Annotated in this window: 11 protein-coding genes, 1 pseudogene and 1 riboswitch; of the genes and pseudogenes, 10 read left to right on the forward strand and 2 right to left on the reverse strand. The window is 34.6% G+C overall.

What is annotated here, in order from left to right; all coding sequences use genetic code 11:
- A partial coding sequence (locus tag SA378_RS03240; RefSeq protein ID WP_318524554.1) for a S8 family serine peptidase occupies positions 1 to 1,172 on the forward strand: 1,172 nt, incomplete at its 5' end.
- Between the two features lie 742 nt (positions 1,173 to 1,914).
- Here the strand turns inward: SA378_RS03240 and SA378_RS03245 are convergent.
- Together SA378_RS03245 and SA378_RS03250 are read right to left on the reverse strand one after the other, a co-directional pair.
- Positions 1,915 to 2,454, reverse strand: a pseudogene (locus tag SA378_RS03245) (phosphoribosyltransferase family protein).
- Positions 2,455 to 2,466: 12 nt separating this feature from the next.
- A complete protein-coding gene (locus SA378_RS03250; RefSeq protein WP_318524555.1) occupies positions 2,467 to 3,534 on the reverse strand; it encodes an NCS2 family permease in 1,068 nt (355 codons plus the stop codon).
- Positions 3,535 to 3,650: 116 nt separating this feature from the next.
- Positions 3,651 to 3,752, reverse strand: a riboswitch (purine riboswitch).
- Between the two features lie 38 nt (positions 3,753 to 3,790).
- Here SA378_RS03250 and SA378_RS03255 point away from each other — a divergent pair.
- The 9 genes from SA378_RS03255 (at position 3,791) to lpdA (ending at position 14,756) form a co-directional block, all read left to right on the forward strand.
- Positions 3,791 to 4,054: a hypothetical protein gene (locus SA378_RS03255; protein ID WP_318524556.1), complete on the forward strand. Its 264-nt coding sequence runs from the start codon at positions 3,791 to 3,793 to the stop codon at positions 4,052 to 4,054.
- A gap of 371 nt (positions 4,055 to 4,425) precedes the next feature.
- Positions 4,426 to 4,788 (forward strand): hypothetical protein, encoded by a 363-nt coding sequence (locus tag SA378_RS03260; protein ID WP_318524557.1) that lies wholly within the window; start codon positions 4,426 to 4,428, stop codon positions 4,786 to 4,788.
- Positions 4,789 to 5,308: 520 nt separating this feature from the next.
- Positions 5,309 to 6,625, forward strand: coding sequence for a pyridoxal phosphate-dependent aminotransferase (locus tag SA378_RS03265; RefSeq protein ID WP_318524558.1), 1,317 nt, complete (start codon positions 5,309 to 5,311; stop codon positions 6,623 to 6,625).
- A gap of 243 nt (positions 6,626 to 6,868) precedes the next feature.
- On the forward strand, positions 6,869 to 7,861 hold the full coding sequence (locus SA378_RS03270; RefSeq protein ID WP_318524559.1) for a lipoate--protein ligase: 993 nt from the start codon (positions 6,869 to 6,871) through the stop codon (positions 7,859 to 7,861).
- 300 nt (positions 7,862 to 8,161) lie between these two features.
- Positions 8,162 to 9,871: a sigma-54 interaction domain-containing protein gene (locus tag SA378_RS03275; protein WP_318524560.1), complete on the forward strand. Its 1,710-nt coding sequence runs from the start codon at positions 8,162 to 8,164 to the stop codon at positions 9,869 to 9,871.
- A 116-nt stretch (positions 9,872 to 9,987) separates the two neighbouring features.
- Positions 9,988 to 11,010, forward strand: coding sequence for a thiamine pyrophosphate-dependent dehydrogenase E1 component subunit alpha (locus SA378_RS03280; RefSeq protein WP_412178665.1), 1,023 nt, complete (start codon positions 9,988 to 9,990; stop codon positions 11,008 to 11,010).
- The gene (locus tag SA378_RS03285) at positions 11,007 to 11,984 is read left to right on the forward strand and encodes an alpha-ketoacid dehydrogenase subunit beta (protein ID WP_318524561.1); all 978 of its coding nucleotides are present in this window, start codon (positions 11,007 to 11,009) and stop codon (positions 11,982 to 11,984) included. Before SA378_RS03280 ends, SA378_RS03285 begins: the two co-directional genes overlap by 4 nt.
- A 17-nt stretch (positions 11,985 to 12,001) precedes the next feature.
- Positions 12,002 to 13,234 (forward strand): dihydrolipoamide acetyltransferase family protein, encoded by a 1,233-nt coding sequence (locus tag SA378_RS03290; RefSeq protein WP_318524562.1) that lies wholly within the window; start codon positions 12,002 to 12,004, stop codon positions 13,232 to 13,234.
- Positions 13,235 to 13,370: 136 nt separating this feature from the next.
- Positions 13,371 to 14,756 carry a dihydrolipoyl dehydrogenase gene (gene lpdA / locus SA378_RS03295; RefSeq protein WP_318524564.1) on the forward strand — a complete coding sequence of 462 codons (1,386 nt, stop codon included), beginning with the start codon at positions 13,371 to 13,373 and terminating at the stop codon, positions 14,754 to 14,756.
- Positions 14,757 to 14,765 lie beyond the last annotated feature (9 nt).

The following is a 14,765-nucleotide window of genomic DNA, read 5'->3' on the forward strand; positions in this document are numbered from 1 at the left end:
TGATAAAGGCACATATTCAGGCGGGTCATCCTTATCCCGAGTATTTAGGAGAGCCTTTATCACAAATTTCCAACCCTGCACAGAGTCTTCAAGCATTGACCGTCGGCTCGATTTCACACAGCGACCTTGAAACTGATGATACTATTTCAATGGGCAAAAGCGGCGAAGCATCATCATTCACTCGAGTGGGACCAGGTATTTGGGATAGTATTAAGCCAGATGTTGTGGAATATGGTGGAACTCACGCAATTAACAAAAATGGAACAACTGTGGATTTAACAACACCGATGGAAGTTTGCCCTGAGTTAATTCGTCGTTCACCACAAGGACCCGCGTTTTCTAAAGATGAAATAGGTACATCATTTGCTACACCTAAGGTTGCCTACATTGCATCTGAGATTCAAAAAGTGTTGCCAAACTCTTCTGCTTTGCTGTATCGTGCTTTAATTGCTCAGTCAGCACGATGGTTAAATGTAAGGTCATCCTTGTCAAATGAAGAATGCCAGACGCTACTACGACGCATAGGTTATGGCTTGCCGGATGTCGGACGAGCTACATACAATGATGAATACCGAGCAACTTTAGCATCTATGGAAACGATGGAAATAGGTGAAGGAGAAGCACATATTTATACTGTTAAAATACCGCAAGAAATGCGTGATTTGGGGGAAGATTACAGTGTTCTCTTGGAAATAACCCTCTCGTATGCTGCTAAACCTAAAAGAACTCGGAGAAGTCATAGTAGATATCTCTCCACTTGGCTTGATTGGACTTGTAGTAAGAAGAATGAGTCAAGACAAGATTTCGAGGCAAGAATTTTTGAGGCTGATTCATCAGGACAAGATGACGGTCAGTTTCCTTGGGTAATTCACGAAAGAACAAACTGGGGTAAAGTAAGGGATTTCGCCCGTTCAAAGCAAACTTTGCAAAAAGATTGGTGTATAATCAACGCAAGTGAATTGAGTGATGAATTTTGCATTGCTGTTCGTGGTCACAAGGGTTGGGGGAGTCTCTTTAAAGCTAAATATGCGCTTGCAGTAAGTTTCGAAGCTATTGACCAGAATGTTGATATTTACGAATACATACGCCTTAGTAATATTGTCGAAGTTGAAACCGAAGTTGATAATCAAGAAATAAATGTTGAAGTTGGTTTTGAGAATGAAATATTTTAATTGGTAAGTATAAGTAGAATCTGAGACAAGCACATCTGCAAATATTGCATATAATGTAAAGCAAATTGCAAATTTGAAGATAAACTTCGGGACGAAGCTCTCGATGAAAAAAGTGTTTTATTTGCTGACGTTTGTCTTTTTGATTAAGTGATGTTTTATACGTACATAAACTCCTTGCAGTTATTGGGGTTCATTATAACATGTTAAGCCAACGGCTTCCATAAATAGGGCTTGAACACCAAGCATAAATATGCACTCGAAAAATTGGCGGATATTCGTACTCGAAATGCGAGCTGAAAGAGAAAGAAAAGAAAATAGTAATATATTATCTGAAATAGCAATTAATATAAGAAATTACGCGTACACAATTCGTACATATAATTTTTGAAGCCTGATTTTTTTGATGAAAATAAAGATAATAAAAGCATGAAAGACAGTAAAATCAATGAAAGAAATTAATGAAAATTAAATAATCATTGAGTGGGAATAATAGATTAAAAACCCCTGATGCCTTGATTTTCAAGGATTTTCAGGGGTTGTTTTTCTGTCGATAGAAGATGATATTAAATGAAAAAGCTTTCTTTGAGTCCAGGGAGTCTGTCGCTAGATACTCATCAGCGAATGCTCTGGTCTAAAAGTACGGATTTTAATACATGTAAATTTGATAAAATTAGGAACTATTGGGGACAATCTTCAAGAAAGCAGCATTGCTTTATTAACAATACTGCTTTTTTTTAAATTTTTAATCTTCAAACAACGGCAACATTTCTAAGAAAATAATATCATTTCTTTTTGCAGCGTCACCTTCTGCAAGTATGGCTGCTTTTGCAGCTATGATACCGCCTGCTGATTCAACGAGTCTTTCAATTGCTTTTATTGATTCTCCTGTGCTTATAACGTCATCAATTATAGCAACTCTTTTTCCCTTAATATCTAAAGCATCTTGCTCGTCCAGTACTAAAAGCTGTTTCTTTTGTGTTGTAATAGAAACAACCTCATCAATAATAGGTGAATCCATGTATGGTTAGACGCTTTTTCTGGCTACTATATATTTTTTCATTTTCAATAATCTTGATATTTCAAAAGTTAAAGGTATCCCCTTTGCTTCAGCTGTAACCAAAATATCTACTTGAGGCAGTTTTTTTACAATTTCTTCAGCAGCGGCACACACCAATTCTGTATCACCCAATATTACAAAACTGGCAATGCTTAAATCTTCTTTTATTTTAATTATGGGAAGCTCTCTTTTAACTCCTGCCACTTCAATATTATATGTGTTCATAATAAACCTCCGTTACATTCCAACTAAACTTGCTACAGTTCTAAAAATAATTCCTGCTAACATTCCGAAGAAAGGATCGCTTATAGCTGTCACAGTCATAGTAATACCTCCTACCATAGCTCCCCCAGGTATGCCAGTTACACTTAGTGCTGCCAATGCATTAATAGGTACAGTTACTATGGCTCCAAGCACGAATAAGAAACCTGCTATTGATTCGCTTGGCACATATTTACCGATTTTAGGAAGAAGTCCAGCAAACAATATTATTGCCATTATGCTCATCATTATAACAGAAGAACGCAGTGGATTAGGAGCTCCACCCGTAGCAGATATAATAGATTCAACAGGTCCTCCTCCAAATGATGCAGAAACAAGGTCAGCCAGACTGCTTACAATTGATAAATGATCTATATTAACAGCAGTGTTTGCAATTGAACCTGTAATTTCTCCAAAAGCAATATTTGCTCCGATATTAAGACAAATCATTGCTAAAGCCCCTTGTATTACAGTTAAATTTAACACAGGTTTTTGAAATGAAATTTTTTCTCTTTCAGTAATTATCAAATCAGATTTTTGCTTTAGAATTACTGCCAAAATGCTTGTACCAACTACAGATATTGTAACAGTGTAAACCAAATCTTTTGTAATCATGTAAACAATAAAACTGATTGCAATTGAAGCGTAACCAACAATTTTATTTTTCTTTGCCATATCTAATGCTACTCTTGCAAGCATTATTCCTACGCCTGCCATCATCCCGTTAGTAATTGCAGGACCTATGAATGAAACAATCTTTTCCAACAAACCAAACAATCCGATAAATGTCATTCCGATTGCCCCAAAAATAATCATGGATAATCTTTCTTTCATATTATTTCCCATTGTTCCAGCCAATGTAATTGTCTCAGCTTGAAACGAAATTGGTGCCACAACTCCAAGAGCCAGGCAACCAACAGCACCAACCAAAAAAGCAAAAGCTGTCGGTACTGATGCAAAACCAAAAGATAGTGCTAATAATCCTTGCGGTAATCCATTAAGAACAACACTTAATGCAGCAAGTAAATCCTTTAATAATTCCATAATTCCTCCTTAGTATTGCACTCTTTAATTTATGAAATGAAAAGAACAAAAAATCTGGAATTCTTTTTGAGGAGAATTCCAGATTAAGCACAATTAATTAAGGTCTTTAAGACCCTATAATCTGTTATTCTTCTCATAGTAGGACAATTTAAGGTCATCCCGTAGAAACTTTCGAACCATATTTTCGAAAATATATGAGAGTACATATTTTATTAATATAACAGACTAAATAAAATTTTTCAATAATTTTTTGCTTGTGGATAATATATTAAAAATTGAAACATTTGCACAAATTGCCGTATCATTGGGAATTAGTCTGATAGCTGTGGTTATGATTCTGTTGTACTCATGCGAAATATTAATATTACCTTATCAATCAGCAGGAAACCTGATTATGTATTCATTTGGCTTGATGCCAATGAAAGATTTCGTCAAGCAGGAAGGCTTGAAAGCTGTAATTATGATTATTGGATTTATTTTTGTGATGTATCCTTTATGGAATATATTTGGATTAATGTAAAAACTCATATTTTCACAAGGGTGTTGACAAGGGGACGGTTGACAAGGGGACGGGGTTAATGACAATAGTGCTGTAAGGAGGAATTAGTATAAATTAAAGATTTTGAAACTCGATACGACAATAACCCCGTAACTATGACACTAAATTGGAATTAAATATAATTTTGAATTTTTGGTTTTAAAATCAATAAATTTGGGTAATTATATATGACAAATAATATGAAAAGTTAAAATCATAATTTAGTATTATATTTATTATTAAGCAAATAATATTATAATATTCAACTTGATTGTAGATTGCTGTAGAATAAAAAACTATTGAATTCAATTAAGTTTATGAATTTGATATACATTAAATTAGATGAGGAGTAGATGATAAACTTGATTACAAAAAGGATGAAGGTTTCTATTGCTGTAGGGGTTATACTGGGTGTTTTTTGCATCATTGGTGCTTCGGTTAGATCTGGTTTTCAAAGCGACGCCTATTGGCTGTTTTCCTTATGGTACAATCGACTGCTTATGGGCCTTGTTATTGGATTGTCCTGGGGAAACATTTCGCTGCCAAAGGCGATCGGCCGAGGTGCAATTCTTGGTTTGATCGTATCATTTGCATTCTATAGTTCCACAGGATTCATAGATGTAGTAAGTTTTTTAGCGGGTGTTGTATATGGAATGATTATTGAGTATTTTGCATTTAAATTTGGTACTGATGTAACAAAGAGGATGAAACGATAATAGTAGACGTTAATACAGCATTTACTTAGAAAGTATGATATAAATGGCAATATTTAGATTATAAAAAATCTGATAGAATAAGACTGTCAATCAAGAATAAGCATTCTTCAGTTGACAGTCTTATTTTTATTTACATTCACATATGCAATTATGAGTTGTATTAAATTACTCAAAATCTGTTTAGTATAATATAACTTATCAAAGCTGTTGAGCCGCTAATAAAGCTCCCCCACAATTAATGGATATCCATATTCCTTCAGATCACACACTTCAATTGCCTGACTACCATTCCACTATTCAAATCGCTATGACACTTCGTCCCTATGACACGTCAGAATGATTATCTGATTTATTGCCATAATTATGTCTTTTTTGTCACAAATATAGATTAATAGATATGGACAAAAATATTAAAATTTATTATAATGTATGTGTGATAGAATGATGTATATGTTAGAATGTTTAATTTACACTAATTGAACAATTAAATATTAAATAATTTTTTAGGAGGTTTTTATTAATGAGTAAACCAATATTATCAGCACATTTTGAATCAAGAACGCCATCTGCCGTTAGATTGGCACAGATGAAATACGACGAACGTAAAGTTAAACCAGAAGCTGTAATCAATGTAGGTATTGGAAATGTTTCACTTCCAACAAATCCTGCTATGATGAAAAGAATGTTTGCATTGGATGCACCTGAAAGCCCATTTGAAAAGGGAGTTTTGAGATATACAAGTACTGCTGGTTCGATAGAAACTCAGGATGCTTTTAAGAACATTCTTGAGTGTGAAGGTTTTGATACTAGTAAATTATTTGTACAGGTAACTGACGGTGGATCTACTGGTATGGAGTTGTTGTTAATTGGTGTTTGCGGACCTGCGGGCACTGATGAGAAACCGCTTATGATGATAGATCCGGCTTATACAAATTACATTTCTTTTGCAGAAAGAGTTGGACGTAAGACTATTACAGTAAAACGTCATTTGAACGAAGATGGTAAATTTAGTCTTCCGGAGTTGGATGAAATTGAAGAAGTTATAAAAGAACACAATCCTGGAGCACTTCTTGTTATACCTTATGACAATCCTACAGGGCAGCTTTATGATTACGAAACGTTGAAGGGACTTGCTAGATTATGTGTGAAATATAATATGTGGATGATAAGTGATGAAGCTTATCGTGAATTATATTATGTAGAAGGAAGAGAACTTTTAAGTATTTGGGGAATTACAGATGCTGATGTACCTGGCATAGAAGGAAGAAGAATAAGTGTTGAAACTGCATCAAAGGTATGGAATGCATGTGGTTTAAGAATTGGCGCTTTAATTACTGACAGTGAAGAGTTCAACAATCGTTCAGTAGCTGAATATACTGCTAATCTTTGTGCTAATGCAATAGGTCAATATATTTTTGGAGCTTTGGCGCATGAAAGCAAGGAACAAATAGCTGAATGGTGTAAGAGTCTTCGCGATTATTACCAAAAATTAATATTTGAAGTATATAACGGTTTGAAGAAACAGGAACCGGGTTTGATAGTTTCTAGTCCTGATGCGACTATATATTCAGTAATTGATGTTAGAAATGTTGTAAAACCAGGGTTTGATGCAATTGATTTCGTTTTATATTGTGCAGGGGAAGGTTCTGTAAACATTGATGGAGTAGAAACAACTCTTTTGGTGGCACCTTTGAAAGGATTTTATGATATCGCAAAAGGCGAGAATAATCCGGGGAGCACTCAGTTCCGTATTTCATTTGTTGAATCTCCTGAAAACATGGCAAAGGTTCCAGAATTATTTGTTAAACTTTTAAGACAATATGAAGCAAGTCGTTAAATCATAATTTTAGATAAAGGTTCAGTTAAGGCAATTTATTGTTTTAACTGGACCTTTTCTTATTGCTAAATGATAAATTATCATGACAATAATTTACAATATTTATAAAACAGAAATATATGGCATATTAATTGCATGATACTATGTAGTATACTATACAAATATCTTTGTGATTTCACTGTATAATTTATAAAATAATTAATTAAATGTATGTGTTATAATTAAATAAGTAGGAGAACGATTATGAAATTTATAGAAAATAACTCAATTGACCCTCATTATAATTTAGCTTTTGAGGAGTATGTTTTTAAAAACTTAAATTCAGATGATGATTATGTTCTCTTGTGGAGAAATGGGCCTGCCATCATTGTAGGTAAAAACCAAAATACTGTTGAAGAAATTAATATGGAATTTGTAAAAGAAAATAATATTAAAGTTGTTCGAAGGGTAACAGGTGGTGGAGCTGTTTATCATGATTTAGGAAACTTAAACTTTTCTTTTATTGCAAAAGCAGACAGCAATGAAAAAATAGATTTCAAAATATATAATGTTCCAATTATTAAGGCATTGGAAAAGCTTGGCGTAAAATGTGATTTATCTGGGAGAAATGACCTTGTAATTGATGAAAAGAAATTTTCAGGAATTGCGCAAAGCATTTCTAAAGGAAGAGTGTTAAATCATGGAACGCTGTTGTTTGATTCGGAGCTAGATGTTTTATCAAAAGCATTAAATGTAAAAAGAGACAAAATAGAGTCTAAAGGAATAAAATCTGTTTCGAGTAGGGTTACTAACATAAGGGCTTATGTAAAAGAAGATGTTGATATATTAGAATTTAAAGATTTGCTTCTTAAAAATATATTTGAATATTTTAATGAACCAATTGAAGTATATGAACTATCAGATGAAGACAAGAACAATATTCAAAAAATGGTAGATGAGAGATATGGCACTTGGGAATGGAATTTTGGCAGATCTCCTAAGTTTAATTATAAGGGATATAACAGATTCGCAGGTGGTTGTGTAGAAGCAAGATTGCAAGTTGAAAACGGAACAATAGAAAACTGTAAAATATATGGAGATTTTTTTGGCAAAATTGATATTGCAGTATTGGAAGATAAGCTAAAAAATGTAAAATATGATTTTGATGAAGTTGAAAATGCTTTGTCGGATGTTGTTGTTGAAGAATATTTCGGAAGAATTTCTAAAAAAGAATTTTTACAATGTTTGTTCAGTTAATTGTAATGACAGCCGGTCTATAATAGGAGATGCATAAATGAATGCTCAAATTTTTGCACGGCGTTAAATAATTGCGCAATGCAAAATATTTGAGCATTTTTATGTGTAAAAAATTAACAGCAATGCAACTAAATAATTGTATACACATGTTTTTTAATGAATATGATTTAATTTATTAAAATAAAAAAAAAATTTTTTTTGGCATGTAAATTGCAAATATAATAAGTGGATTAAAATTAAATGTTTGTTTGCTTATAGAGGGAGCATATAAGCTTTTAATAATGGGAGGATAATTAACTGATGGGAAACAATAAAACGCATTTAAAGGAACAAAATGATACGGTAATTGAAAATTACATGTGGCTGATTGAGCTTGCCGAACCTATTTTAAAAGACTTTTGTCATCAATATAGTCACAAAAATTTAATTTTATCGTTGGCAGATAAAGATTCCTCTATTTTAACAATTGAAAAAAGCAATGATGATAAAAAAACTAACATATTAAAAAAACAAATAAAATTCGACATTAAAGATTATAATTCTTTATATATATGTTCTGTTCCGATTCATGACAAGGAAGAATTAACAGCATACTTGATATTGACAGGATATAAAGAGGATGAGAATGATAGATTAGAAGAGAATCTTTACACAATAAGTAAAGTATTGAAATATATGATAGAAATGTATAAAGCAAAAAAAGAGTTGGAAAAAAGCAATAATTTTCTTAGTTTTCTCACAAATGCGTCGTCTGACGGAATGCTTTCTGTTGACATGGACGGAATTATTACGTTTATTAATCCTACCGGAATGAGGATACTTAATATTGAAAAAAATATAATTGGAAAACATATAACTGAAGCTGTTGATTTTGAGCCAACAATACTGAATGTGCTAGAAACCCACGAAGGATACGTTGACAAGGAGTTCAGACTTGAAAACAAGCGTGGTGCAATACATTTTGTTAAAACGGCAATTCCGCTAAAGAATGAAAATGGTGAAATGGTAGGAGTTCTTGATATATTTCGTAATATAGATGAAGTTAAATCAATGGTAAATAAAATGACTGGAGCTCAAGCAAAGTATTCCATTTTCAATATAATTGGCGAATCCCCAGAAATACAGGAAGTAAAGAAAATGATTAAACTTTCAGGTTCTAATATTAATCCTGTGTTAATACAAGGAGAAAGCGGAACTGGCAAGGATATCATTGCGCAAGCAATTCATAATTTTGGAGCTCGCAGTAACGGCCCGTTTGTAACTGTAGATTGTGAATCCTTGCCTAGAAATTTGTTGGAAAGCGAGCTGTTTGGATATGAGGAAGGTTCGTTTACAAGCCATAAAACAGGAGGACGTCCCGGAAAAATTGAGATGGCACAGGGAGGAACCCTTTTTCTTAATAATGTAGGATACATTCCTCTAGACGTTCAAAGAAAACTTATAAATGTTTTACAGCAAAAAAGTGTTATCAGGACAGGTGGCTTCAATGAAATACCAATTGATGTGAGAGTAATTTCATCATCAAATATTAATTTAGAAGAAATGGTCAAGGACAATAATTTCAGAGAAGATTTATTTATTATAGTCGGTGCTGTAATTATTAGAATACCAGCGCTTAGGGAAAGAGATGAAGACATAGACTTAATTACAAATCAAGTATTAAATCAGTATAATTTAATAAATGGAACAAATAAAGAATTATCCGCAGAAGCTAGATTTTTGCTTCATACATGGTATTGGCCTGGCAATGTAAGGGAATTGGAAAATGCAATTGAATATGCTTATTACCTTGCAAAAGGAAATTTAATATTGCCGGAACATTTGCAGAGTAAGATTACAAAGGCAATTACAAAAATAAAGAAAAATCCGCTTATGACAATTAAGGAAGCTGAGGCAACTGCTGTAATAAAAGCCTTGGAACACACGGGTGGCAATGTTACACAGGCAGCCAAAATCCTTGGAATAGGACGAAATACATTGTATGGCAAAATTAAAGAATATGGACTGTAGCAAAATAATTATCAAGTGTTCCGGTTTTGAACGAATTGATTTTATAATAAATATACAATTAAATATTTAATAAATGGAAATATAATTGGCATAATATTTGCTATATGTTATGTACAATGAAAAATATTAGAAAGGTGGTATATATTTTGAAAAACAAAAAATATTCAAAAGAAATGATTCTTGACCTATACAAAACTATGGTTAAAATCAGAAAATTTGAAACTAAGTTAACAGAATACTTTACAAAAGGCATGCTTTATGGAAATATTCATACTTCTATCGGTCAGGAAGCTGTTGCAGCTGGAGCTAATTATGCTTTGGAAAAAACAGACTTAATTACTACTACACATAGAGGACATGGTCAAATAATAGCAAAGGGTGCTGACACTAAAATAATGATGGCAGAACTTTTTGGAAGAAAAACAGGTTATTGTCAAGGCAAAGGCGGCTCAATGCACGTTGCTGACGTTTCACTTGGTATATTAGGAGCAAATGGTATAGTTGGAGCTGGTATTCCAATAGCTGCCGGGTCAGCCCTGGCTTCAAAAGTAAAAGGTACAAAAGAAGTTACAGTTGCAATATTTGGTGACGCTGCATCAAACCAAGGAACATTCCATGAAGCTATAAACATGGCATCAGCTTGGAAATTGCCAGCTGTTTTCCTTTGCGAAAACAACAATTACGGGGTATCAGTAAACATTCACACTGTAACTAATGTAGAATATATTTCAGAACGTGCGAAAGGATATAACATTCCTGGAGTAGTATGTGACGGAAATGATCCGATTGCAGTTTATGAAGCAATGAAGAACGCTGTTGAATATGCACGTGAAGGCAATGGACCATCAATTGTTGAATGTATGACATGGCGTATGCGTGGACACTATGAAGGTGACCCTGCTGCATATCGTGATAGAGCAATAACAGACGAATGGGCTAAAAAAGATCCTATAGATACTTTCAGAGTAAAACTTTTAGCTGAAGGAATAGATGAAGCCGAAATAGTTGCTATAGAAGATGCAATGGAAAAAGAAATAGATGATGCAATACAATTTGCATTGGAATCTCCATTGCCGGATCCTAGCGAAGTTACTACTGACGTATATTCTAGTGATAATGAGAGGTGTGTTGCAAGATGAAAAAGATAAGTATTAGCAAGGCTATCAGTGAAGGTCTCCATGAAGAGATGCTCAGAGACGAAAATGTGATAATTCTTGGAGAAGATATGGGCAAAATGGGAAACGTATTTGCTATAACTCAAGGTTTCCAAGAAGAGTTCGGAGAAAACAGAGTAATTGATACTCCAATAAGTGAATCAGGATTTTTAGGAATGTCAGTTGGAGCAGCAATGCGTGGACTCCGTCCTGTTGCTGAATTGATGTACGTTGACTTTATAGGTGTTTCTTACGACCCAATCATAAACCAGGCGGCAAAAATGAGATATATGACAGGCGGACAGATTAATGTTCCTATGGTGCTTCGTGCTCCTATGGGTTCAGGAAGAAGAAATGCAGGACAGCATTCTCAATGCCTTGAAACATTATTTACTAACGTACCTGGACTTAAAGTTGTTTGTCCTTCAACAGCTAAAGATGCAAAAGGATTAATCAAGGCAGCTATCCGTGATGATGATCCGGTTATATTTTTAGAACACAGACTTTTATATGCAAAAAAAGAAGAAATTCCAGAAGAAGAATATATTATTCCATTAGGAAAAGCAGATATTAAACGTGAAGGAAAAGATGTTACTATAATCACGTGGTCACGTCAGGTGTACTTTGCTTTAGAAGCAGCTGAAGAGCTTGCTAAAGAAGGAATAGATGTAGAAGTATTAGACCTTCGTTCACTTGTTCCATTAGATTGGGAAGCAATTAAAGAGTCAGTTTGTAAAACTCATAATGTTGTAGTTGTACATGAAGGTGTTAAGAGAAGTGGTTTTGGCGGAGAACTTTCAGCACAAATCACAGAAGAATTATTTGATGAACTTGATGCTCCTGTAGAACGTGTAGCAGCATTAAATGTAGTGCCTCCATTTGCTCCAACATTGGAAGATGAGTTTTTCCCTCATCCGGCAGATATAGTAAAAGCAGTTAAGAAGTTATTAAATAAGTAAGAGGAGGTCAATATAATATGGCAACAGAAGTAATAATGCCCCAACTAGGTTTGACTATGGAAGAGGGCACCATTGCAAAATGGATTAAACAAGTAGGCGACAAAGTAGCAAAAGGCGATGTTTTAGTAGAAATTACAACTGATAAACTTTCAAGCGAAATTGAAAGTGAAGTTGAAGGCGTTTTGCTTAAAATAGTGGCACAAGAAGGCGAAGATATTCCAGTTAAAGGATTATTGGCAATTATAGGAGAAGAGGGCGAACAAGTAGGTGCATCTACTCAAGCTCCAGCTGCAAAAGCAGAAGAAGTTCAGGCAGAAGCACCAAAGGCAGCAGCAGCTCCGCAAGCAGTATCAGTTACAGAGGGCGGACGCGTAAAAGCATCTCCATTGGCAAAGAAAATTGCAGCAGAACTTGGCGTTGACTTATCAACAGTAGCAGGTTCAGGACCTAATGGACGCATTGTTCAAAAAGACGTTTTAGCAGCAGAAGTAAAACCTGCAGCTCCTCAGGCAGTTGCAACAGAAGTTAAAGCAGCAGCTCCAGCTCCTGTTAAGGCAGTAGTTAGTGGGGATGTTGTAAGACCATTGACTAACATGCGTAAAGTTATTGCTAAGAGAATGCAGCAAAGCAAGACTACTGCACCACATGTTACATTGACAACAGAAGTTAATGTTGATAAAACAATAGCATTAAGAAGCAAATTAAACGCAAAAAATACAGATGTTAAATTCAGCTACACTGATATATTGGTTAAGATGTGTGCTACTGCACTTAGAAATTATCCAAAAATTAATTCATCAATCACTGAAGACAGCATAATTACACATGACAAAGTTAATGTGGGCGTAGCAGTTGCTCTTGACGACGGATTAATAGTTCCGGTTGTAAGTGATGCAGACCGCAAAGGTTTAAAAGCGATTACAAAAGAAACAAAAGATCTTATTTCTAAAGCAAGAACAAATACACTTTCACCAGACGAAATGAGTGGAGCAACATTTACTGTAAGCAACTTAGGAAGTTATGATATAGATGGATTCACTCCAGTAATAAACCTTCCAGAAGCAGCTATTTTAGGCGTTGGGCGTATTGTGAAAAAACCTATAGTTAATGCAAATGATGAAATAGTACCTGCATCAATGATGGTATTGAGTCTGTCATTTGACCACAGAATTGTAGACGGAGCACAGGCAGCAGAATTCCTTAAAGCTATAAAAGGTTATTTGGAAGATCCTGACAACATGTACGTATAAAACAAATAATTAATATGGCCGCTATCTCGGGCAGTAGGGGATAGCGGCTTTATACACATAATAGCATAAAAAAGAAAGTGAGGATGGTGAGATAGTAATAATTACTATTCACCAGAGATAAAGTATGAGTGATAAGATAAAAGTAGTAGTAATAGGCGGAGGACCTGGCGGATATGTTGCAGCAATCAGAGCAGCACAGTTAGGTGGAGAAGTTACATTAGTTGAAAAAGAATATTTAGGCGGAACTTGCTTAAATGTTGGTTGCATACCTACAAAAGCATTGCTTCATTCTGCAGAATTGTTTGAAGAAGCAAAAGAAGGTGCTAAGTATGGTATAGTATCAAGTGAAGTTAAAGTCGACTTCACAAAAGTTCAGGAAAGAAAACAAGCAGTCACTAAACAGTTAGTAAACGGTGTTAAAGGTTTATTAGCAGCAAACAAAGTTAAGGTTGTTTCCGGCGAAGCTGCTTTTACAAACAAAAATACAATTGAAGTAAAGACTGAAAAAGGAATAGAAACTATAAAAGCAGATAAGTTTATAGTTGCCACAGGTTCAATTCCTGCAAAACCTCCAATACCAGGAATTGATTCAAAACAGTGCATTGATTCAACAGGTGCGCTTGAACTTAAAGAAGTACCAAAAACTATGGTCATAGTTGGTGGTGGCGTAATAGGCGTTGAAATGGCAACATTGTACAGTACTTTAGGTTGCAAGGTTGTTATTATAGAAATGTTAAATGAAATAATGCCAATGATGGACGGTGAACTTACAAAAATGGTTCGTGCTAAGCTTGCAAAAAAAGGCGTTGAAATATTCACAGGAGCAAAAGTTATGTCCTTCAAGGATACAGGAGCTCAGGTAGAAGTAACAGTTGAAATGAGCGATGGAAAAACTCAGGTGTTTGCAGGAGAAAAAGCACTGATTTCTATAGGCAGAAGGACAAATACTGCAACAATTGGTATGGAAAAAGCCGGCATTGCAAATGACAGAGGAAGAATAACTGTAAATAATAAAATGGAAACAAGTGTTCCTGGAATATATGCAATAGGAGATTGCGTAGGACAAATCATGCTTGCTCACATTGCATCAACAATGGGAGAAGTTGCTGCAGAAAATGCAATGGGACACAATAGCGAATTTGATGCTAAAACAAATCCATCATGTGTATATACAAAACCGGAATTTGCATCAGTTGGCTTGACAGAAGAAGCAGCAAAAGCTCAAGGTGTTGAATATACAGTAGGTAAATTCCCATTAGCAGCAAATGGAAGATCAATGATTATGGGTGAAGACGGCATGGTAAAAATCATTGCCGGCAAAAAGTACAAAGAAATATTAGGAGCTCATATACTTGGACCTAGAGCTACTGACTTAATAGGGGAATTAGCTCTTGCAATACAGTTGGAAGTTACGATTGATGAAGTAATAGCAACTATCCATGCACATCCAACAGTAGCAGAAGCAATAAAAGAATCTGCATTAGCAGTAGAAAAGAGAGCAATTCACGTACCAAATAAATAAACATTACAA

The organism is Sedimentibacter sp. (assembly GCF_033447055.1).
In the GTDB taxonomy this organism is placed as follows: domain Bacteria; phylum Bacillota; class Clostridia; order Tissierellales; family Sedimentibacteraceae; genus Sedimentibacter.